The following is a 21458-nucleotide window of genomic DNA, read 5'->3' as shown; positions in this document are numbered from 1 at the left end:
ATATCAGCCTTTGATGGCGCCGGTGAGGACGCCTTTGGTGAAGTAGCGCTGGAGGAATGGGTAGACGATGAGGATCGGCAGGGTGGCGAGGACGATGACCGCCATCTGGAGCGTCACGCCCGGAGGCGGCGGCTGGTCCGGCGAGACGATCGCCCCCGGGATCTGGACCCCGGCGAGGACGTACTGCTGCAGGACGACCTGGATGGGCCACTTCTCGCTGTCGTTGATGTAGAGGAGCGCGTTGAAGTAGGTGTTCCAGTAGCCGACCGCGTAGAACAGGCCCATCACGGCGAGAACGGGTTTCGACAGCGGGAGCACGATCTGGAGGAAGATCCGCCATTCGCCCGCGCCGTCGATCCTGGCGGCTTCGATGAGTTCCTCGGGCAGGCCTTGGAAGAAGTTCCTGATGACGATCATGTTGAAGGCCGAGATGAGGCCCGGGATGATCAGCGACCAGGTCGAGTCTAGGAGCCCGAGGTACTTGATGAGCATGAAGTTCGGGATGATGCCCGCACTGAAGAACATGGTCGCCAGGACCATGATCAGGACGGCTTTGGCGCCGGGGACTTGGCGGGTCCGGGCCAGGCCCCAGGCGAGCATCGAGGTCGCGGCGAGGGAGAGCAGGGTGCCGACGACCGTGATGAACAGCGAGTTGCTGAGGCCCTGCGTTACTGTGCCACCGTTGAAGATCGCGCGGTAGGCGTCGAGGGAGAACTCGGTCGGGAAGATGACGCCCGCCCTCGCCTGCGAGGGCGAGGCGAAGCTCATCGCGATCACGTACACGAGCGGGTAGATCATGGTGATCACGATCAGGACGATCACGAGCGCCTTGATGCCTCTGACCCATATGGACGGCGGGGCCATCCAGGGCGGGGTCCCGGCCTTGCCCGGTCGGGTCATTGTCGCTGTGGCCATTAGAAGATCCCCTCTCCGCCCATCTTCTTCGCGAGCTTGTTCGATGCGAGCACGAGGATCGTGCCGATGACGCCCTTGAGCAGGCCTGCGGCCGTGGCGATGCCCCACTGGCCGCCCATGACGCCTCTGAAGTAGACGAACGTGTCGAGTACCTGCGCGGCGTTCGCTCCGACCATGGGCTGCTGCAACAGGAGTTGTTCGAACCCGACGGTGAGGATCGACCCGATGTTGAGGATGAGCAGGAGCGTGGCGACCGGGACGAGTGCCGGGAGCGTGATGTGCCAGGTGCGCTGCCACGGGGTGGCGCCGTCGATCGCTGCGGCTTCGTACCGGTCGTTCGGGATTCCCGCGATGGCCGCGAAGAAGATGATGGTGCCCCAGCCACATTCTTTCCAGATGTTCTGGGCGACGACCAGGACCTTGAAGGTGTCGGCGTTGGTCATGGCGTCGAAACCGCTCATGCCCCAGGCGTCGAGGATGCCCGCGACCAGGCCGCCGCCGCCGAGGACTTGCTGCCACACGGAGATGACGATGACCCAGGACAGGAAGTACGGGAGGTAGACGACCGTCTGCACCATGCGCTTGACGCGGTCGGAGATCAGCGAGTTAAGGAGGAGCGCGAGCGCGATCGGCGCGGGGAAGGCGAAGACCAGCTGCAACACCGCGATGATGAGCGTGTTGCGCAGGGCCGTGAGCACTTCGGGGTCGGTCCAGATCGCGTTGAAGTTCGCGAACCCCACCCAGGGCGAGCCTTCGATGCCGCGGAACGGCGAGTACTGCTGGAACGCGACGACGTTGCCGAGCATCGGCACGTACGCGAACACTAGGAAGAACAGCGCGCCCGGGACGATGAACGTGTAGGACCAGCGTTCGCGCCAGATCCGTTGCCCCAGCGAGAGTTTGCGCCGCCGGGGTGATGCGGGAGACCCCGGGGCCCGCTTGACGCGGGTCCCGGGGTCGGATGCGGTCTGCACGCTCACTTGCCGGCGTCCTTGAGGGCTTGGGCGTATTCGTCGCGGACCTGCGTACCACCCTGCGACATGTAGTTGTCGATGAACGACTGCAGGTCGTCCACGCTTTCCCGGCCGGAGACGACGCCGTTCTCGAAGTCCGTCAACAGCTGGGCGAGCTGGGCGCCCTTGGTGATGAAAGTGGCCGAGTCGGATTCGAGGCCCTCGAGCGGGCGGACGATCGAGTTCTGCGCGGTCGCCTCCATCACCTGTGAGAACGAGTCGAGCCACTTGGCCTGGTTCGGGTGGCCGCGGTAGGAGTTGTCGCCCGAGACGACCCCGACGTACTGGACGCCGAGTTCGGTCAGGTGCTCGCCGGTGGCGGCCGGGAGGCCGTTCTCGTCGAAGTTGTAGTGGCGGCCCTCGATGCCGCTGCCCACGAACAGGGCCTCCTCGGAACCGTAAGGGGCCGAGAAGTAGTCGAGGACGTTGAGGATCTCGACCAGGCGGTCCTCGTCCTCGGCCGCGGCGGCTGAGACACAGGTGGACCGGCCGTAGGGGACGTTGCGGACGACGACCTGAGCCGTGCCGTCGAAACCGGGCAGATCCAGATAGTCGTAGGCCGCGCCGGGAAGATCCTTCTCCTTGAGGAAGAGGCCGTCGCCGGAGGTGAACGCGCCGCCGACCGCCTCCATGCCAAGGGCCGCGCCCGAGACGATGTCGGCGGGGTTGGGACTCATCGAGACCGGGTCGAAGACGCCTTCGGACCAGGCTTGGGCGAGCCAGGTGAGCATGGCCTTGTAGTTCTCGGTCGTGATGGCATGGACCAGGTCGCCGTTGGCGTCGAGCAGCCAGTCGGGTCCGACCTTGAAGTGGCGACGCCACAGGATCGGGTCGTACCGGTTGAGGCCGTAGACCTTCTGACCACCGGGGCCCGAACCGAGCGCCGAGACTTCTTTGAGGGCTGTCAGCAGCTGGTCGGCGTCAGCGGGCGCGATACCGACACTGGTCTGGCCGAATAGGTCGGTGCGGATCACCGGGACATTGGTGAGGGCCCAGACGATCGAGGGGATCTGGTAGATGCGGCCGTCCTTGAGGCTGGCCTTCCAGATCTCCTCCTTGCGCGCGGCCAGGTTGGGCCACTTGAGGATATTGTCGCCCGAGAGCACTTCGGAGAGGTCGGCGAACGCGCCGTCGCGGATGCCCTGCAGGTTGACCGCGGACTGGTCGTTGACGAAGACCAGGTCGGGGACCTCGCCGGAGGCGAGCATCGTCGCGAACTTCTGGTCGAAGGTCGGTTGCGGCACGAACTGCGGCTCGTAGCTGACGCCGAGGCGGTCGTTCAGCTCCTGCCAGTACTGGTTGCCGTCCTCCAGCGGCATCGACGGGTCGCCCCAGGTGAGTTGGAAGGACGTGACCGTGCCGCCAGAGCCGGGCTCGCGGTTGACGGACTTGAACCAGGTCTTGGGGGCCTCGATGTAGACGTCCTCCATACCGGGCGTCTCGGAAGAGAACACCGGCTGAACGTCCAGTTCAGGGGCAGGTTGGAACGTGGGCATGTCATAGCCGCCGCCTGATGCGCCGTCGCCGGTGCGGTTATCGGAACAGGCGGCAGTGGACCCGATGGCCGCTGCAGCGGCCGCGGCGCCTGCGGCACCGAGAAGCTTGCGGCGAGAGATTTCGTTCATGAGAGGGGCCTCCTTTGATCAGCGTTGACAAGGGTGAGGGATAAGGCGTTTGTGAGTACTGGGGCGGCCGGGCTGGGCGACGTCTTGTGAGGGCCTGGTGAATCCGGCCGCAGACAGCGCGCCGGCGCTCTTGAGGCGGCCTCAGCCGGTGGGCCGAGCCGACATCAGTGCCGTGGTCGAAGCATCGCTTCGACGCCCGCATGGTGATCTACGGGCGACCGCTCCGATCGAAGTCGCATGTCAGACGGTGAAACGATCCTTGCGTGAGCGGTCACGCATACCGTAGCATCGATGCGACTCAGGCGCTACTCAGCGCCGAGATCGATGAAGAGCCGTGATCATGCTCCCCGGTTCCCGACCCGGACGACCCTCAAGGACTCCTATGAAAGCCTTCCCGCTCTCCCGCGTCACGCTGCTCGACGGCCTGTTCGCACGCGCGGTGCGCACCGACCTCGACTACGTCCTCGCGATGGACCCGGACCGGCTGCTCGCACCGTTCCTCCGCGAGGCCGGTCTCGAACCGCGCGCCGCGAGCTACGGCAACTGGGAGGACTCCGGCCTCGACGGCCACATCGGCGGCCACTACCTGTCCGCGCTCGCCCGACTCTCGGTGGCGACCGGGAAGCCCGAACCGCGTCGGCGACTCGAGCACATGGTCGCTGAACTCGAACGCGCCCAAGCGCACCTCGGCACCGGGTACATCGGCGGCATCCCCGACGGCGCCGCACTCTTCGAGCGCCTGCGTAGAGGCGGCGTCGAAGCAGCCCGGTCGCTCGGATCGAGCGACCACTGGGTGCCTTGGTACAACCTGCACAAGACCTTCGCCGGCCTCATCGACGCCCACCGCCTGCTCGGCCACGAGCGGGCCTTGGCGGTCGCGGTCCGACTCGCCGACTGGTGGCTCGACATCGCCGAGACGATGGGCGACGACGCGTTCGAGGCCATGCTCGACACCGAATTCGGCGGCATGAACGAAGCCTTCGCCGACCTCGCCGCCATCACCGGTCGAACCGATCATGCCGATGCGGCCCTGCGCTTCTCCCACCGCGCCATCCTCGACCCTCTCCTGGAACGCCGCGACGATCTCACCGGTCGCCACGCCAATACCCAGATCCCCAAAGCCGTCGGCTACGCCGCCACCGCCGCCGTCCGCGGCGACCGGGGCCTCCTCGACGCCGCATCGTTCTTCTGGCACCAGGTCGTCGAGCACCGCACGGTCGCCATCGGCGGCAACAGCGTCCGCGAGCACTTCCACTCCGCGGACGACTTCAGCGCGATGATCGAGGACCGCGAGGGACCCGAGACCTGCAACACCTACAACATGCTCAGACTGACGCAGCGGCTCGCCGAGACCGCCCTCGAACCCGCCCACCTCGACTTCGTCGAGCGCGCGATCTACAACCACCAGTTGGCCTCCCAGCACCCCGGGCACGGCGGCCTCGTCTACTTCACCCCGATGCGCCCCCGCCACTACCGCGTCTATTCCCAACCCTCGCTCGGCATGTGGTGCTGTGTCGGCACCGGCATCGAGTCCCAGGCCGAATACGGCAAGTGGATCTTCGGCGAGCACGACGGCGCCTTGGCGGTCAACCTCTACGCCGCCGCGCTCCTCGACGCTCCCGAGTTCGGCGGCCGGGTCCATCTGGAGACGGACTTCCCCGCCGACGAGCACGTCCAACTCACCTTCGATCTGGACGGGTACCGGAGTTTCAAGCTCCGACTGCGAGTACCGGGCTGGAGCGACGGCCTCGCCGACCTCACCGTCAACGGCGAGGCTGTGAGCAGTCAGACCGCCCCTGGCGCGGTGATCATCGACCGCGTCTGGCGATCGGGCGATGCGGTCGCCTTCCGGATCCCGCTGCGACTCTCGGCCGAGCGTCTCCCCGACGGCTCGCCGTGGCAGGCCTACTTCGCCGGACCGGTACTGCTCGCCGCCCGGACCGGGGAAGAGCACCTAGGCGGCCTCCTCGCCGACGACAGCCGCATGGGCCATGTCGCCGGCGGCCCGCTCCTGCGCTTCGCCGATGTGCCCATCGTCGAGGACCTCCCTCCCGAGGAGGTCCTCACCCGCGAAGCGCCCCTTCGATTTCGGCTCGCCACGACCGAGCCGGCGGGCGAGGCCGAAGTCGTGCCGTTCTACGAGGTCCACGACTGCCGGTACACCGTCTACTGGCCCGTCGCCGGAAAGCGCAGGGTCGAGGAGCGGAGGGCGGCACTCACCGACATCGACCTCGGTACTCTCGTGCTCGACGCCAGAACGGTCGACAAGGTCGCTTTCGGCGAGCAGCAGCCCGAGAGCGACCACGGCTTCCGCGGTGAGACCACCGAAGTCGCCGTCGACGAGGCCGGGGAACGCGCACGCAGGACCATGGCGGACATGTCCGTGATCCTCGACGACTCCGGGCACCAGGGCCGCCTCCTCCGCGTCGGCTACCGGTTGGAAGGGAAACCCTGCTCGGTCGCCGTGCACCTGGCCGGAGTGCTTCTTGCCGAGGAGCACTGGGAAGAGGGTCGCGGAAGCTTCGACTCCGACTACGGCCTCCCCGGTGAGCTCACGACGGAACCGCGCGCGGGCGCACTCGAACTCAAGTTCACCGCTCTCGACGGCAACCCGACGCCCGCGATCGCCACGGTCCGCCTCATGCGCTGACCGACACGAGTGCCCTGCCGAGTACCGGCCTCCGTGACTGTCGATCCGCTCTTGCAGTTCAGGCGGATTCGCGCCAGATCACCAACGGCACGACCGAACGGTGCTCGAACGGGACCTCGGCACCGCTGAGCGCCCTTTCAGTGACGTCGGCGATCTGCTCGGTGAACTCTGTGCCCAGTATCGCCAAGCTGGTGAGGGCGGGCGAAGTGACGGCGCCGAGCGAGAGTCCGTCGACGCCGACGAGCCGCACCTGCCCAGGCACGTCGATGCCGCGGTGGTGGGCGGCCCGCAGGGCGCCCATCGCGATGAGGTCGCTGAAGGCGATCACGGTGTCGGTGTCGGGGAAACGATCCATCAGTTCGTTGAAGCCGAGTTCACCGGCATCCACCGACTGCGGCGGCGCCTCGCAGACCACGACCGCCTCCGCCGACCGCGTGTCGACGGCGCGCTCGTAGGCGATCCGGCGGGTGCTCGGGTCGTACTCGGTGCCGAGCGGCTGGCTCTCGAGCAGGGCGAACCGCCGCGAGCCCCGGGACTCCAGTTCGGGGATGAGTTTGCGGAATGCGCTGATGAAGTCGAGGTCGATGGAGTGGAGGCTTTCGGTGGTCACGGTGCTCCCGAGGAGGACTATCGGCACCCCGCGGGCCGCCGCGACCAGGGCGGTCTCGTCGGGTTCACTGAGGTAGCCGACGATCGCGTCCACTTCGCCCGCGAGGCGGCCGATGAGTTCGAGTTCGGGTTCGTTCTCGTGGGAGGCGATCGTCATCTGCCATCCGCGGGCCGAGGCCGCGTCGAGGAGATCGGCGGTCAGTTCCGAGTAGTACGGGTTGCGGAAGGAGTCGACGACGAACGCGATGGTCTTGGCCTTGCTCGTCCGGGCCAGGTTCGAGGCGAAGCGGCTGGGGCGGTAGCCGAGCCGTTCGCTGACCTCGAGGACGCGGGCCCGTGTCGCTTCACTGATGCGGGGCATGTCGTTCATCGCCCGGGTCACCGTCTGTCGCGAGACACCGGCTTCACGGGCGATGTCCTCGATGGTCACACGTCGCTGCATATCGCTCATTATCCCTACCGCACGCCAAGCGCGCCGACTCGAGCCACCGCGCACGGCCTTGCCGCGACGCATGCCCGAGAACCGAACCCTTTCGTTCTCAACGCCCTACGGGTCCATAGAGGCGACTTCGAGTCCGACCCGAGCCGGTCGGATCGAGTTCACCGCGCTCGAACACGGTGGGGCGATATGCCTATCGCCCGAACCGCGGTATTGACATGTATCCATCAATCTGGATATCGTAAGCCCTGCGTGAGCGATCACGCTTTTGTTCGCGGTGACATCCCCGGCCTCACCGCATGGCGCAAGGAAGCACCATGACACTATTCGACACGAGCCGCCTCGCCCGGCGGCCACTCCTCAAAGGCGCCGCAGTCACCGGCGGCCTCGCACTCGCCGGGCTCGGCACCCTGGCCTTCGACACCGCCCAGAACGCCGAGGCCCAGACCGCCGGCCTTCAGGCCATGGGCCACCCGGCGATCCTTCACACCCAATCCGACCTCGACTACATCAAGGCGAAAGTCGCCGCCGGCGCCGAGCCCTGGCTCACAGGCTGGAACAAACTGACGGCCTCCTCCCACTCCCAGAGCACCTGGACTCCCAGCGCCACCTCCGTCATCACACGCGGAGGCACCGGCACCCAGAACTACCCGGTGCTCTACAGGGACGTCCACGCCGCCTACCAGAACGCCCTGCGCTGGCGCATCGCCGGCACGACCGCCAACCGCGACGCCGCCGTCGCGATCTGCAACGCCTGGTCCTCGACGTTGACCGAGATCAACGGCAGCACTGACGCGCTCCTGTGCGCCGGCCTCCAGGGCTACCAGTTCGCGAACGCCGCCGAACTGCTGCGCGACGCCCCGGGCTTCGACCTCGGGGCCTTCCAGAACATGATGCTGGACGTTTTCCACCCTCTGACCACAGGTTTCCTCAGCAGCCACAACGGAACCTGCGCAACCCACTACTGGGCGAACTGGGACTTGGCCGCGATGAACGAGGTGCTCGCGACCGGCATCCTCTGCGACGACGACACGATCATCGACCAAGCCCTCGACTACTTCTGGAACGGCGTCGGCAACGGCTCCATCCGGGGCGCGATCCCCTTCACCCACCACGACGGCCTCGCGCAGTGGCAGGAGTCCGGCCGCGACCAGGCCCACACCATCCTCGGCATCGGGCTCATGGCCACGTTCATGGAGACGGCCTGGAACCAGGGGATCGACCTCTACTCGGCCGACGACAACGCGTTCGCCAAGGCGGCCGAGTACGTCGCCTCCTACAACCTCGGCAACGACGTCCCCTACACCACCTACAGCTGGGGCTCCAGCAACAACTGCACCTACAACGAGCAGACGGTCATCAGCAGCGGGGGGCGCGGCAGTGTGCGGCCGGTGTGGGCGATGGTCTACGGCCACTACTACTCTCGGCGCGGCATCGAAATGCCGAACACCGCCGCCATCGCCGGGCAGGTCGCTCCGGAAGGCGGCGGCGGCGACTACGGCTCGACCTCCGGCGGGTACGACGCCCTCGGGTACGGCACGCTCCTGTACACCCGCGACCGAGCCACGGTGCCCTACAACCGGATCCAGGCCTACAACTTCCAGACCCGGTACTGGCGCCACGTCGGCTTCGCCGCGGGCATCGCGGAGAACGCAAGCCCCGCCGCAGACACCTGGTTCCAGGTCGCCACGGGACTGGCCGACCGCGCCGACGACTGCGTCTCGTTCGAGTCCGTCAACCTGCCCGGCTACTACCTGCGCGTGAGCGACACGGTCCTCAAGCTCGAGGAGAACGACGGCTCGGCGAAGTTCGCCGAGGACGCCACCTTCCGCACGGTCGCCGGCCTCGCGGACTCGGCCTGGACCTCGTTCCAGCTCTACGGCGACTCCGGCCAGCATGTGCGCCACTCGTACAACATCCTCCGGACCGCCGCGATCCCCAGCGGCGACAGCGGCGGCAAGGCCGACGCCACCTTCCGGATCACGAGCTGACTCCAGGTGCGGCGGGACCCGGGTCCCGCCGCACCCGTCTCCAAGAGACGCGCTCGGAGAACCCTGAGAGCGAACCCGGCTCAAGTCCTCCTCCCAAACCCGGACCGGTCCATGCGTGGCTGCATGCCGGACGCGGCGGTTTGTCAGCGCTGCCTACTCGGGCAGCGGGAGGTGGCCGATCACCTTCTCCCCTACCGATGCGGACATCCGAAGCGCCTTGTACCCGTAGTCGCGCATCGCCACCAGGTGCTCCGGGATGTCGGTGGGCGCCCCGATGCCTTCAGTGGCGGACTTGTCGCGGCCCGGACGGAGGTTGAGCTGCTCGGGCTGGCCGTCTTGCGCCTGACGACGGTCGCCGCCTGTCGCGGGGAACCCGGGAAGCAAGGAGGCTCAAGCGGTGACCATTGGGATGCGCGTTTCGCTTGAGGCTCTTGATCTTTCAGCTTCTCTAAGGAACTCTTCAAGGTACACACGAGCATCAGATCCGCATTGCGCCGCATGGACTTCCGGAATCGCTCAAGAGGTGCACAAATAGATTTCTCTGAATCACTCCATGGATCTCTGGCGCTTGACGGCGGTGCCGAGGAATCATGGTTCATCCGAACAACGAACGAGCAACAGGCATGGAAAACCCGGCTCCCTCTTTTGAGGAAACCAGGTTTCACCTGGTATTTCTTGGTAGCGGGAGGCGGATTTGAACCACCGATCTCCAGGTTATGAGCCCGGCGTCCGAGGCTTCAGAATGCCCCCGTTGGGTGTGGGACCGATCAAGGCTTTCAAGCACTGAATTGGCCACGTCGCGTCGGCATTTTCACCTCGTGAGCATGCAACGGCGGCAGCAACTTGCATCCGGCAGTCCCTCAAGGGAAACCCAGATAGCTCGTGATCGAGTTATATCCCAAGTCCAGTTCGCTTCTGTAGCAACGCATGCAGCTATGGGACCTTCAAGTGAGCCGCTAGTGAGCGTTCCAGATCATAGAGCCAGGGAGTTCCGTGCCGAGGCGATCCGAGGCATCCTGGTTCATCGAGACAAGCGAATGACAAGCGAGAGCCGCCAACGACGAAGCCCCAGGCCTGGGACATTGTCCCTGGCCTGGGGCTTCACTGTCGGGCTGACAGGACTTGAACCTGCGACCCCTTGACCCCCAGTCAAGTGCGCTACCAAGCTGCGCCACAGCCCGTTTTCCGCCGCGTTGTCCGCAGCGGTGACAACTTTAGCCTATAGCCCCGGGGGCCTCTGAGGCGAGGTCCCCGGTGTGAGCGGGGCTATTTGCGCTTGTCCTTCTTGCGGGATTCGCGGGGTTTGACCACCAGGTCGATGGGCGTTCCCACGAAGCCGAAGTCCTCGCGGAGCTTGCGGGTGATGAACTTCAGGTACTGCTTCTCGAACGGCGCGTTCGTGAAGAGGATGAAGCGCGGCGGTTCGGCGGCGGCCTGGGTCGCGTAGATGACCTTCGGGGCCTTGTTGGCGCGCGTCGGGTGCGGGGTGGCGGCCTGGAGGTCGCTGATCCACTTGTTGAGCTCGCCGGTGCTGATGCGCTGGCCCCAGCCTTCGAGGGCTTCGCGCAGGGCGCGGGCGATCTTCTCGACGGCGCGGCCGGTCATCGCGGAGACGTTGACGCGGGGCGCCCAGGAGACCTGGCCGAGTTCGCGGTCGATCTCCTTCTCCAGGTAGTACCGCCGGTCCTCGTCCACGAGGTCCCACTTGTTGAACGCCAGGACCATCGCACGACCGGACTCGGTCACCTGCGTGAGGACACGCTGGTCCTGCTCGCTGATGGGCTCCGAGGCGTCCAGGAGGACCAGGGCGACCTCGGCGGCCTCCACGGCCGCCTCGGTGCGCAGCGAGGCGTAGTACTCGGTGCCCGAGGCGAACTTGACGCGCTTGCGCAGGCCCGCGGTGTCCACGAGGATCCAGTCCTCGCCGTCGATCTCCACGACGGAGTCGACCGGGTCGACGGTGGTGCCCGCGACGTTGTCGACGACCGCGCGGTCCTCGCCCGCGATGCGGTTGAGGAGGCTCGACTTGCCGACGTTCGGGCGCCCGACAAGGGCCACCTTGCGGGGGCCGCGCTCCTTGAGCTGGCCCGTGGGCTCCTCGGGGAACGCCCAGATGATCTTGTCCAGCAGGTCGCCCGAGTTGCGGCCGTGGAGGGCCGAGATCGGGAACGGCTCGCCCAGGCCCAGGCTCCACAGCTCGTGGACCTCGGCCTCCTGGCGCTCCGAGTCGGCCTTGTTGGCCACCAGGATCACCGGCTTGCGGGTCGAGCGCAGGATGCGCACGGCCGCCTCGTCGGCGTCCGTGGGACCCACACGCGAGTCGACCACGAACACGATCACGTCCGCAGTGCGCATCGCCAGCTCGGCCTGCAGGGCGATGGACTTCGCCATGCCCTCGGCGTCGGGGTCCCAGCCGCCGGTGTCGACCAGGCTGAACTCGCGCCCGGCCCACTCGGCGTCGTACGCGACGCGGTCGCGGGTCACGCCCGGTTCGTCCTGCACCACCGCGGCGCGGCGGCCCAGGATGCGGTTGACCAGGGTCGACTTGCCCACGTTGGGGCGGCCGACCACGGCCACCGTCGGGACCGGACCGCGTTCGTCGACGTCGTCGCTCTCGCTCCAACCGTCGGCGTCGGTCCAGGTCTCTTCGTCACTCATCAATGTCCCTGTTGTTCAGCAAGGCCAGAATCTTGGCCACTACCTCCACGATCGGCAGCGTCGTGGAGTCGATCACCACGGCCCCCTCCGGGGCCTCCAGGGGTTTCGTGGTCTTCGAGTCGGCGGTGTCCCGCCGCTCGATGTCCTTCGCGGTGGTGGTCGCGTCGGCGCCGTTCTCGGCCGCGCGGCGCTTGGCGCGCTCGACCGGGTCGGCGGTGAGGTAGACCTTGACGTCGGCGTCGGGGGCGACGACCGAGACGATGTCGCGGCCTTCGACCACGATGCCCGCCTTGGCATCGGCGATGATCCGCCGCTGCTCGTCGATGAGGAACTTCCGCACCGTCTTGTTCCCGGCCACCGCCGAGACCGCCTTCGTCACGTCGTCGCCGCGGATCGCCAGGTCGGCGTCCTCGCCGTCGACGCGGGTGAACGGGTCCTCGGGGGTCGTCCCGAACTCGAGCTTCGCGTTCTTCACGGTCTTGGTGACCTGTGCGGTCTGCGAGGGGTCGACGCCGGCGTTGAGGACCGCCAGCGTCGCGGCGCGGTACATGGCGCCGGTGTCGAGGTACGCGGCGTCGATCGCGGTCGCCAATGTCTTCGCCACGGTCGACTTCCCGGCCCCGGACGGGCCGTCGATCGCGACGACCGGTCCGCTCTTCTGCTCAGGCACTGTCGCGCTCCGTTCTTCAACTGCAAACCAAGCAAACCTACATCATGCCCGGTTCTACCTGGTAACCCGCGGCGAACGCCTGCGGAGACGTAAATGTGCACCGCGTGGAATGACCGCACGGTCGGGGATGCGCTGCATCAACGCTTTTCGATCACCCGGGCGCCCATCGGCCACAGCGCCATCGGGATCATCTTCCAGTTCGCCACCGCCAGCGGGATGCCGATGATCGTGACCGCCTGGAGGAACCCGGTGACGAGGTGCGCCAACGCCAGCTCCCAGCCGAACAGGATCAGCCAGAGGATGTTGCCCAGCAACGAGAAACAGCCGGCGGACGGGTCGTAGACCACGGTGCGGCCGAAGGGCCACAGCACGTACCCCGCCAGGCGCATGTTCGCGATGCCGAACGGGATCGTCACGATGAAGATGCAGAAGAGCAGGCCCGTGAAGAAGTAACCGATGGCGAGCCAGAGGCCGGCCAGGACGAACCAGATCACGTTCAGAATGGTTGACATGCCCGAACATTAACCGGGCCTTGCCCTTCCGTCACTACAGCTAGCTAGAGTCCGACCTCGCGGAACAGCTCCCCCACCTCGTTCGGGGTGAGCCTGCGGATCGTCCCGGGCTTGAGGTTGCGCAGCTTGACCGGACCCATCTCGGTGCGCACGAGGCGCGAGACGTGGTGCCCGACCTCGTCCATGAGCCGCCTCACAATATGCTTGCGGCCCTCGTGGATGGTGATCTCGATCAACGACTGGCCGGCGTGCTCGTCGATGATCTTGAGCTTGTCGGCCTTGGCGAGGCCGTCCTCGAGCTCGACGCCCTTGAGCAGCTTGTTCCAGGTGTTGCGGTCCATGATCCCGGCGACCTGCGCCCGGTAGACCTTCGGCAGGCCGTGCGAGGGGTGCATGATGCGGTTGGCGAGCTCCCCGTCGTTGGTGAGCAGCAGCAGGCCCTCGGAGTCGGTGTCGAGCCGGCCCACGTGGAAGACGCGCTGGTCGATGCCTTTGGCGATGCCGGCGAGCGAGGGGCGGCCCTCGTCGTCCTCCATGGTCGAGACGATGCCCCGCGGCTTGTTGATCGCGAAGTAGACCTTGTCGACGTCGGTCACGACCCGCTTGCCGGAGACGTGGATGATGTCCTTGGACGTGTCCACGCGCTGCCCGAGGTGGGCGCGCTCGCCGTTGACCTTGACCTTCCCGCGGGAGATCAGGTCCTCTGCGGCGCGGCGGGAGGCGATCCCGGCCTGCGACAGCACTTTCTGCAGGCGGATGCCCTCTTCGTCAGCGTTGTTCATCTTCCTCGATATCCGTCACGTCGTCCGGCAGGAACGGGGCCAGCTCTGGTAGCTGGTCGACCGTGTCCAGTCCGATTTTTTCCAAGAACAGGGTGGTGGTGCGGTAGAGCGTCGCCGTCGAGTCCGGGTCGGTCCCGCACTCCTCGACCAGGCCGCGCGACACCAGCGTCCGCATGACGCCGTCGCAGTTCACGCCCCGGATGGCCGAGATGCGGCCGCGGGTGACCGGCTGCCGGTAGGCCACCACGGCGAGCGTCTCCAGCGCCGCCTTGGTGAGGCGGGCGGAGGCGCCGTCGGTGACGAACCGCTCCACGTACCGGGCGTAATCGGCCCGGGTGTAGAAGCGCCAGCCGCCGGCTTGGCGACGCAGATCGAATCCGCGTCCGTCACCAGTGTATTCGGCGCTGAGCCGGCCCAGTTGCTCGCGCACCTGTGAACGTGGCCGCTCCAATACCGCGGAGAGGAACTCCTCGCTCAGGGGCTCCTCGGCGATCATGAGAATGGCCTCGAGGACGGCGCCGAGATCGACGTCGTCGGGGACGGGGCTGGTGGCCGTGACCTCGGGTTCGTCGTCTTCGGGGTCGGTCTGGGCCGGGACGCTCGCCAGCGCGGCGGCGTACTCGTCGCCTTCGGTGAGCGGTTCGTCGGCGGGCGTGTCGGGGCGCAGCGGCGCGGCCTCCTGCCGGGCGCCGGGCATCTTCCACGTCGCCAGGTCCTGTTCGAGGGATTCCCCCAGGTGCTCGGTCATGCGCTCTCCCCCGCTGGTGCTTCCGGTTCTGCGGGCGAGCCCGCGTATTCGTCGACTTCGATATCGGTGTTGCCGGTGCCGCCGAGCCATCGCACCGTCAGCTCGCCGAGCGCCTGCATCTGCTCGAAGCCGACGAGGGCTTCGCGGTAGAGCTCCAGGAGCGCGAGGAACCGGGCGACGACTTCGAGGTGGGATTCGCAGTCGGAGGTGAGGGCCCGGAAGGTCGCGGTCTGGACGCGCTGGAGGCGGCGGGAGAGGATGACGGCGTGCTCGCGCACGGAGACGCGCTGCATGTGGATGTGGCCGGTGCCGACGGTGGGCGGCGGTTTGGGCTTCATCGCCTTGCCCGCCAAGGCGGCCAGGGCTTCGGGGGTGAGGTCGAGGACGAGTTCGGGGAGGAGGCCCTTGTAGCGCTCTTCGAGGCCGACGTTGCGGGGGACGCGGGTCGCGGCGGACTCGACGAAGACCGCGAGGGCGCCGGCGGCCTCCTTGTAGGCCTTGTACTGCAGGAGCCGGGCGAAGAGGAGGTCGCGGGCCTCGAGGAGGGCGAGGTCCTCTTCGTCGTCGACGACGGTGCCGGGCAGGAGGCGGGCGGTCTTGAGGTCGAGGAGGGTGGCGGCGATGAGCAGGAACTCGGAGGTCTCCTCGAGGTTCCAGGCGTCGTCGAGGCCGGTGACGTAGGCGATGAACTCGGAGGCGACCTGGTGGAGGGCGAGCTCGGTGACGTCGAGCTTGTGCTTGCCGATGAGCTGGAGCAGCAGGTCGAACGGGCCCTCGAAATTGGCGAGCCGGACGTGGAAGCCGCTTTCGGCCTCCTCCGGTTCGCCCTCCCGCTGGGTCGGGAGCTGGGGCGGCTGCTGGTCGGTCACGCACGCAAGCTTAGACGGACGTCCCGGACACCACGGGGTGAACTCGGGCTTTCACGGAGGCAACGCCTGGGGCGGAAGGCTTTCGACGGACTACTTGTCAGTGCTCAGTCCGCGACGCTCATTTGTCGGTGGCCGCGATCAGTTCGCGGGCGAGTTGGCGGTAGGCGCGTGCGCCGGAGGAGGCGGGGGCCCAGGTGGTGATGGGCTCACCGGCGACGGTGGTCTCGGGGAAGCGCACGGTGCGGGTGATGACGGTGGAGAACACCTTGTCCCCGAAGGCTTCCACGACGCGCTGGAGGACCTGGCGCGAGTGGGTGGTGCGCGAGTCGTACATGGTCGCGAGGATGCCGTCGAGCTCGAGGTCGTAGTTGAGGCGCTCGCGGACCTTGTCGACGGTGTCGAGGAGGAGGGCGACGCCGCGCAGCGAGAAGAACTCGCACTCGAGCGGGACGAGCACGGAGTGCGCGGCGGTGAGCGCGTTGATCGTCAAGAGCCCCAACGAAGGCTGGCAGTCGATGAGGATGTAGTCGAAGTCGGGGATGACCGGGCGCAGGACGCGGGCGAGGGTCTGCTCGCGGGCGACCTCGTTGACGAGCTGGATCTCGGCGGCCGAGAGGTCGATGTTGGCCGGGAGGAGCCGCAGGCCGGCGACGTTCGTCTTCACCATGACGTCGTCGATGTCGACGTCGTCCTGCATGAGGAGGTTGTAGACGGTGAGGTCGAGCGTGTGGGGGTTGGTGCCGAAGCCGACCGAGAGCGCGCCCTGCGGGTCGAAGTCGACGAGGAGGACCTTCCGGCCGTATTCGGCAAGGGCCGCACCGAGGTTGATGGTCGTGGTGGTCTTGCCCACCCCGCCCTTCTGGTTGGCCATGGCGATGACGCGGGCCGGCCCGTGGCGCTCCAGCGGCTGGGGCTGCGGGATCTCGCGCTTGTTCGTGTAGGTCTCCGGGTCGGGCGAGGAGAGGTCCTCGGTTCCGTCAGCGGGAGGCATCTGCGCGGCACCGCGCAGGGCCGCCCATTTGTCGTTGCTGTCCACACTGCTCATTTCTTCGCGCCTCCGGGTGCGAGGTCGACACCGGGTGCCGGGCGTCTCACCATTGCCTGTCTTAGCGACTGTACGTCAGTGTATCGAGGCTGTCGACGGCTTGGGAGACTCCGAGGCACCCGGCGTGAGTTCGCCCGCTGCGCGGAGCGGCGCCTGAATCCTCTTGGGACGTCAGTTCTCCGCGAGCACCTGCGCGATCGGCTTGAGCGGCAGGTGGTGTGTGATCGCGACCGGTTCGTTGACGACCTGCCCGGCGTAGGTGTTGAGTCCCCGCGCGAGGGCCGGGTCGGCCTTGAGGGCGGCGGCCCAGCCGAGGTTCGCGAGTTTCATGACGTACGGGAGGGTGGCGTTCGTGAGCGCGTACGTCGACGTGTTCGGCACGGCCCCGGGCATGTTCGCGACGCAGTAGAAGAGTTTGCCCGCGTGGGTGAACGTGGGGTCGTCGTGGGTCGTGGCCTTGGAGTGCGCGAAGCAGCCGCCTTGGTCGATGGCGATGTCGACGAGGACCGCGCCGTCCTTCATCTCGGCGAGCACTTCGTCGTCGACCACGGTGGGGGCCTTGGCGCCCGGGACGAGGACGGCGCCGATGACGAGGTCGGCCTCGCGGCAGGCGCGCTTGACCTCGAAGCGGTTGGAGACGATGGTGCGCAGGCGGCCCTGGTAGAGGTCGTCGGCGGCGTGGAGCTTGTCGACGTTGAGGTCGAGGAGTTCCACGTCCGCGCGCATGCCGACCGCGATCGCGGCGGCGTTCATGCCGGAGACGCCGGCGCCGATGATGACCACGCGCGCGGGCGCGGTCCCGGGGACGCCGCCCATGAGGGTGCCGCGGCCGCCTTCGGGGCGCTGGAGGTGGTAGGCGCCGGCCTGGACGGCGAGGCGCCCGGCGACCTCGCTCATGGGCGCCAGGAGCGGGAGGCGGCCGTCGGCGGTCTGCACGGTCTCGTAGGCGATGCCGGTGACGTGGCGTTCGAGGAGCGCGTCGGTGCATTCGGCGCTGGCGGCGAGGTGGAGGTAGGTGAAGAGGGTCTGGCCGGACCGCATCCGGTGGAACTCGTCCTGGATGGGTTCCTTCACTTTGAGGACGAGATCGCCTGCGCCCCAGGTGGAGTCGGCGTCGGGGCAGATGAGGGCGCCGGCTTCGCGGTAGTCGGCGTCGGTGATGGCGGAGCCGAGGCCGGCGCCGGTCTCGATGGCGACGTCGTGGCCGGCGGCGACGAGCTCGTGGACCCCGGCCGGGGTGAGGGCGACGCGGTATTCGTTGTTCTTGATCTCGCGGGGGACGGCGACTTTCACGTGCGGGTTCCTTCCGAAGCGTTGTGCCAGTTCGGGGCCGGTCGGCGTCCCGCACGGGCAGTCTAGGACGCAAGACGTCCAGCAGCCCGCATTCCTTGTGGGTTCAGCGGTTCGGACGGCGTCGTCGCCGTGATCGTAAAGCGGCCCGCCGCACCATGATGCGACGGGCCATGTGAGCGTGCGCCTTCGATATGACGGCTCAGTTTCGGTCGAGATGCAGTTTCGTAAGGGTGAGCGCGAGAGCGCAGACGCCGTTGCGGATCTCGCCGTCGACGACGGCGGCGAGGGCCTTGTCGAGGTCCCACCAGACGAGTTCGATGTGGGTCTCCTCGTCGGTGCGCTCGTGGAGGTCCGCCTCGGGCACCGGGGTGAGGCCGGTGGCGAGGTAGTAGTGGATGAGCTCGTCCGAGATGCCCGGGGTGGTGAAGTACTCGCCGAGCTTGACGAGCTCGGCGGCGACGAGGTCCGCCTCCTCGGCGAGCTCGCGGCGGGCGGCCGCGGCGGGGTCCTCGTTCTCGATGTCGCGCAGGCCCGCCGGGAACTCCCACATGAGCTCCTTCGGCGGGACCCGGAACTGGCGGATGAGGCCGACGCGGCCCTGCTCGTCGACGGGCACGGTGACGACCGCGCCCACATGCTTCAGGAACTCGCGCCGGGCGGTGCCGCCGCCGGGCATCGCGATGGTCTCGGCGGTCAGGTCGTAGGCCCAGCCGCGGTGGATGGTCTCACTGTCGAGGACTCGGTACTCATGCACGAGGGTCACACTAGTCCGCTCAGGTTTCGGGATCAGGACTCCGCGGCCTCGTCGCTGAGCCGCTGCAGGATCCGCTCGACGATCGCCCGGTCCGGCAGCGGGACGCCCGAGAGCGCCGAGAGGAAGAGGCCGTCGCCCACGAGGCGCACGATCTCGGCGGTCACCGGGTCGGCGACCTGCTCGTGGATGAGGTCGCGCCAGCCGTTGAAGATGAAGAGCACGTCCGCCCTCGCCTCGTCGGAGAGCTCCCCCTTGCCGCGCAAGGCCGTCAGCAGCGCCCAGAGCCCGGCCGCCGACTCCTCCGACTCGACCCAGGAGACCTCCAGGAACGACTTGACGACGCCGCTCTCGCGGGCGCGGACGAGGTTCGCCTCCTCCTGGAGCCGGTGGCGGCGGGCGAGGCCGTCGTACAGGTCGGACTTGGACTTGAAGTGGTACAGCAGCCCGCCCTTGGAGACGCCCGCCTCGGCGGCGACCTTCTCCAGGGTCACCCCCGAGGAGCCCACGTCCACGAGGATGCGCTGGAGCGCGTTGAGGATGCGGTCCCGGGTGGTGATCTCCGGCTCTTTCATGTTTCCTCCTGGTGACTACTGTACCGTCCGGACGGTACAGTCGAAGGGCGTGTCGACCTCCGGCACGCCCGGCGTCGGGGATGCCGCATCGCGAGCCGCACTGGCTCACGTCAAGAAAGTAGTGAAACCCATGGCCGCCACGCTTCGCGCACCGCAGGAGCCCCGCGCCCGCATCAGCGCCAAGCAGGGCTGGGCGCTCGCCGTGCTGGTGCTCCCGGTGCTGCTCATCTCCATCGACATGACGGTGCTCGGCTTCGCCGTGCCGTTCCTCTCCGAGGACCTCGCGCCCAGCAGCTCGCAACTGCTGTGGATCGTCGACGTCTACGGCTTCGTCCTCGCCGGGCTCCTGGTCACCATGGGCACGCTCGGCGACCGCGTGGGCCGCCGCAAGCTGCTCGTCATCGGCTCGGCCGCGTTCGCCGCCGCGAGCCTCATCGCCGCTTACGCGCCGACCGCCGAAGCGCTCATCGCCGCGCGGGCCCTCCTCGGCCTCGCCGGCGCCACGCTCATGCCGACCACGCTCGCGCTCATGCGCAACCTCTTCCACGACGACCGCCAGCGCAAGTTCGCCATCGCGATCTGGGCCTCGGGCTTCTCGGCCGGGGCGGCCCTCGGGCCGATCCTCGGCGGCTGGCTGCTCGAGCACTTCTGGTGGGGCTCGGTGTTCCTCATGGCCGCGCCGGTGTCGCTCGCCGTGCTGCTGGCCGCGCCGTTCCTGCTGCCGGAGTCGAAGGACCCGAACCCGGGCCGGATCGACGTGCCGAGCGTCGCGCTGTCGTTCCTGGCGATGTTCCCGTTCGTGTACGGCGTCAAGACGATCGCCGAGCACGGCGTCACGATCGCGGCCGTCGCCTCGATCGCGATCGGCGCGCTCGCGGGCGTGTGGTTCGTGCGCCGCCAGCAGCGCCTGGAGCACCCGCTCATCGACGTGGGGCTGTTCCGGCTGCGCCGGTTCAGCGCCTCGCTGGCCACGAACTTCACCATCGTGTTCGCGATGATCTCGGCGCTGTTCCTGCTCACGCAGTACCTGCAGCTCGTGCTGGGCTTCTCCCCCATGCAGGCGGGGCTGCTGCTCCTGCCGGGCATGGGCGTCTCGGTCGTCACCGGCCTCGTGGCGGTGCGGCTGTCGGACCGGATCGGCTTGGTGCGCACCATCATCGGCGGCCTCGTGCTCATCATCGGCGGGTTCGCGGCGATGACGTTCATCGGCGTGGACTCCGGCGCGGCCGTGGTCGCGGTGGCGTTCGCGCTCATCGGCGGCGGCTCCGGCCTGGCGCAGACGGTCACGAACGACGCGATCCTCGCGGCGGCCCCGGCCGACCGGGCGGGCGCGGCCTCGGCGATCTCCGAGACCGCGTACGAGCTCGGCGGCGCGATGGGCGTGGCGCTCCTCGGGTCGCTCGCGACCGGGATCTACCGCAGCGAGCTGGGCGACGCCCCGGCCTCCGCGGCCGAGACGCTGGGCGAGGCCGCGCACGTGGCCGCGACGCTGCCCGCCGAGGCCGGCGACGCGCTCATGGCGGCCGCCAGGACCGCGTTCACCGACGGCCTGCGCACCGTCGCGATCGTCGCCGCGGCCCTGATCCTGATCGCCACCGTGGCGGTCGGCCGGGCCCTGCGCACGCGCCGCCCGTAAGCCGGAACGGCCTCGCCCGCACGCGAATCGTCCTACGATGCCCTGATCAGGCAATATCCAAGGCCTGGTCAGGGCATCGCTCCGTTCCGCGGGGCGGGGAAAGAGGCACGGCAATGAGCTGGTACATGACCGCCCTCAAGAAGTACGCGGTGTTCAGCGGCCGCTCACGACGCCGCGAGTTCTGGTGGTTCGTGCTGGTCAACGCCATCATCGGCGCGATCCTGCAATGCCTCGGCGACCAGCGGGACCCGAACTTCTGGAACTTCATCGGCTGGGCGTACGGCCTCGCCGTCCTCATCCCCAGCATCGCCGTCCAGGTCCGCCGGCTCCACGACATCGGGCGCACGGGCTGGTGGTGGTTCATCGGGTTGGTCCCGATCGTCGGCTGGATCATCCTGATCGTCTTCAGCGTCCTCGACAGCGAGCCCGGACCGAACCGCTACGGTCCCAATCCCAAACGCGCATAAGTGAAGAGCGACAAGGCAGGGCCCATTCGGGCCCTGCCTTTCCCATGTCATTCCGTCCCAGTGGAAAAGTCGCGATCAAGCTCCACAGCGGACGTGAATAGCCCGGACCCGAAGACCTGCTAGACGAACGCGAGCGGGGGGCGGCCCCCCCCCGGGGGGGCCCCCCGCCCGGGGGGTGTGTAGAAGCCGGGAGGGGCGCGGGGGGGGGGG

19 protein-coding genes and 1 tRNA gene are annotated in these 21458 nt (G+C 67.9%); 4 read left to right on the top strand and 16 right to left on the bottom strand.

Annotation, left to right across the window (positions count from 1 at the left end):
• Window positions 1-3: 3 nt before the first annotated feature.
• Genes O2L01_RS16885 through O2L01_RS16875 form a run of 3 tightly spaced genes read right to left on the bottom strand, consistent with a single transcriptional unit; the run spans window position 4 to window position 3553 of the window.
• Window positions 4-915 carry a carbohydrate ABC transporter permease gene (locus O2L01_RS16885; RefSeq protein ID WP_270123154.1) on the bottom strand — a complete coding sequence of 304 codons (912 nt, stop codon included), beginning with the start codon at window positions 913-915 and terminating at the stop codon, window positions 4-6.
• Complete coding sequence (locus O2L01_RS16880; protein WP_270123152.1) at window positions 915-1895, bottom strand: ABC transporter permease; 981 nt, start codon at window positions 1893-1895, stop codon at window positions 915-917. Before O2L01_RS16880 ends, O2L01_RS16885 begins: the two co-directional genes overlap by 1 nt.
• Window positions 1892-3553 (bottom strand): twin-arginine translocation signal domain-containing protein, encoded by a 1662-nt coding sequence (locus tag O2L01_RS16875; protein WP_270123150.1) that lies wholly within the window; start codon window positions 3551-3553, stop codon window positions 1892-1894. Before O2L01_RS16875 ends, O2L01_RS16880 begins: the two co-directional genes overlap by 4 nt.
• A gap of 382 nt (window positions 3554-3935) precedes the next feature.
• On the opposite strand from O2L01_RS16875, the gene O2L01_RS16870 reads away from it, so the two are divergent.
• A complete protein-coding gene (locus O2L01_RS16870; protein WP_270123148.1) occupies window positions 3936-6203 on the top strand; it encodes a glycoside hydrolase family 127 protein in 2268 nt (755 codons plus the stop codon).
• 58 nt (window positions 6204-6261) lie between these two features.
• Here the strand turns inward: O2L01_RS16870 and O2L01_RS16865 are convergent, their stop codons facing one another.
• Entirely contained in the window at window positions 6262-7254 is a 993-nt protein-coding gene (locus O2L01_RS16865; protein ID WP_270123146.1) for a LacI family DNA-binding transcriptional regulator, read from the bottom strand.
• Between the two features lie 314 nt (window positions 7255-7568).
• Here O2L01_RS16865 and O2L01_RS16860 point away from each other — a divergent pair, with 314 nt between their 5' ends.
• Window positions 7569-9242 carry an AbfB domain-containing protein gene (locus tag O2L01_RS16860; RefSeq protein WP_270123145.1) on the top strand — a complete coding sequence of 558 codons (1674 nt, stop codon included), beginning with the start codon at window positions 7569-7571 and terminating at the stop codon, window positions 9240-9242.
• A gap of 153 nt (window positions 9243-9395) precedes the next feature.
• Here O2L01_RS16860 and O2L01_RS16855 read toward each other — a convergent pair whose 3' ends face one another.
• The 12 genes from O2L01_RS16855 to O2L01_RS16800 all read right to left on the bottom strand — a co-directional run bounded on the left by O2L01_RS16855 (window position 9396) and on the right by O2L01_RS16800 (window position 19145).
• Entirely contained in the window at window positions 9396-9626 is a 231-nt protein-coding gene (locus tag O2L01_RS16855; protein WP_270123144.1) for a hypothetical protein, read from the bottom strand.
• Window positions 9627-10349: 723 nt separating this feature from the next.
• Window positions 10350-10423: transfer RNA gene (locus O2L01_RS16850), tRNA-Pro, on the bottom strand.
• Window positions 10424-10508: 85 nt separating this feature from the next.
• On the bottom strand, window positions 10509-11900 hold the full coding sequence (gene der, locus O2L01_RS16845) for a ribosome biogenesis GTPase Der (RefSeq protein WP_270123143.1): 1392 nt from the start codon (window positions 11898-11900) through the stop codon (window positions 10509-10511).
• Window positions 11893-12570, bottom strand: coding sequence for a (d)CMP kinase (gene cmk / locus O2L01_RS16840; protein ID WP_270123142.1), 678 nt, complete (start codon window positions 12568-12570; stop codon window positions 11893-11895). The genes der and cmk overlap by 8 nt, the downstream gene beginning before the upstream one ends.
• Before the next feature lie 137 nt (window positions 12571-12707).
• The gene (locus O2L01_RS16835) at window positions 12708-13082 is read right to left on the bottom strand and encodes a YccF domain-containing protein (protein ID WP_270123141.1); all 375 of its coding nucleotides are present in this window, start codon (window positions 13080-13082) and stop codon (window positions 12708-12710) included.
• Window positions 13083-13126: 44 nt separating this feature from the next.
• Window positions 13127-13864 (bottom strand): pseudouridine synthase, encoded by a 738-nt coding sequence (locus O2L01_RS16830; protein WP_270123140.1) that lies wholly within the window; start codon window positions 13862-13864, stop codon window positions 13127-13129.
• Complete coding sequence (gene scpB, locus O2L01_RS16825; RefSeq protein ID WP_270123139.1) at window positions 13851-14612, bottom strand: SMC-Scp complex subunit ScpB; 762 nt, start codon at window positions 14610-14612, stop codon at window positions 13851-13853. The genes O2L01_RS16830 and scpB overlap by 14 nt, the downstream gene beginning before the upstream one ends.
• The gene (locus tag O2L01_RS16820; RefSeq protein ID WP_270123138.1) at window positions 14609-15481 is read right to left on the bottom strand and encodes a segregation and condensation protein A; all 873 of its coding nucleotides are present in this window, start codon (window positions 15479-15481) and stop codon (window positions 14609-14611) included. Before O2L01_RS16820 ends, scpB begins: the two co-directional genes overlap by 4 nt.
• A gap of 118 nt (window positions 15482-15599) precedes the next feature.
• A complete protein-coding gene (locus O2L01_RS16815) occupies window positions 15600-16472 on the bottom strand; it encodes a ParA family protein (protein WP_344468997.1) in 873 nt (290 codons plus the stop codon).
• 225 nt (window positions 16473-16697) lie between these two features.
• Window positions 16698-17819, bottom strand: a complete 1122-nt coding sequence (gene ald, locus O2L01_RS16810; protein WP_270123137.1) for an alanine dehydrogenase — start codon at window positions 17817-17819, stop codon at window positions 16698-16700.
• 199 nt (window positions 17820-18018) lie between these two features.
• Window positions 18019-18573 (bottom strand): NUDIX domain-containing protein, encoded by a 555-nt coding sequence (locus O2L01_RS16805; RefSeq protein WP_270123136.1) that lies wholly within the window; start codon window positions 18571-18573, stop codon window positions 18019-18021.
• A gap of 32 nt (window positions 18574-18605) precedes the next feature.
• On the bottom strand, window positions 18606-19145 hold the full coding sequence (locus tag O2L01_RS16800; protein ID WP_270123135.1) for a TetR/AcrR family transcriptional regulator: 540 nt from the start codon (window positions 19143-19145) through the stop codon (window positions 18606-18608).
• Between the two features lie 130 nt (window positions 19146-19275).
• On the opposite strand from O2L01_RS16800, the gene O2L01_RS16795 reads away from it, so the two are divergent.
• Window positions 19276-20781 carry an MFS transporter gene (locus O2L01_RS16795; RefSeq protein ID WP_270123134.1) on the top strand — a complete coding sequence of 502 codons (1506 nt, stop codon included), beginning with the start codon at window positions 19276-19278 and terminating at the stop codon, window positions 20779-20781.
• A gap of 113 nt (window positions 20782-20894) precedes the next feature.
• Entirely contained in the window at window positions 20895-21248 is a 354-nt protein-coding gene (locus O2L01_RS16790) for a DUF805 domain-containing protein (RefSeq protein WP_270123133.1), read from the top strand.
• Window positions 21249-21458: the final 210 nt, after the last annotated feature.

Source organism: Glycomyces lechevalierae, from assembly GCF_027622945.1.
GTDB lineage: Bacteria > Actinomycetota > Actinomycetes > Mycobacteriales > Micromonosporaceae > Glycomyces > Glycomyces rutgersensis.
Note: the sequence above shows the minus strand (reverse complement) of the source record. Positions and strands in the feature narration are given on the sequence as shown.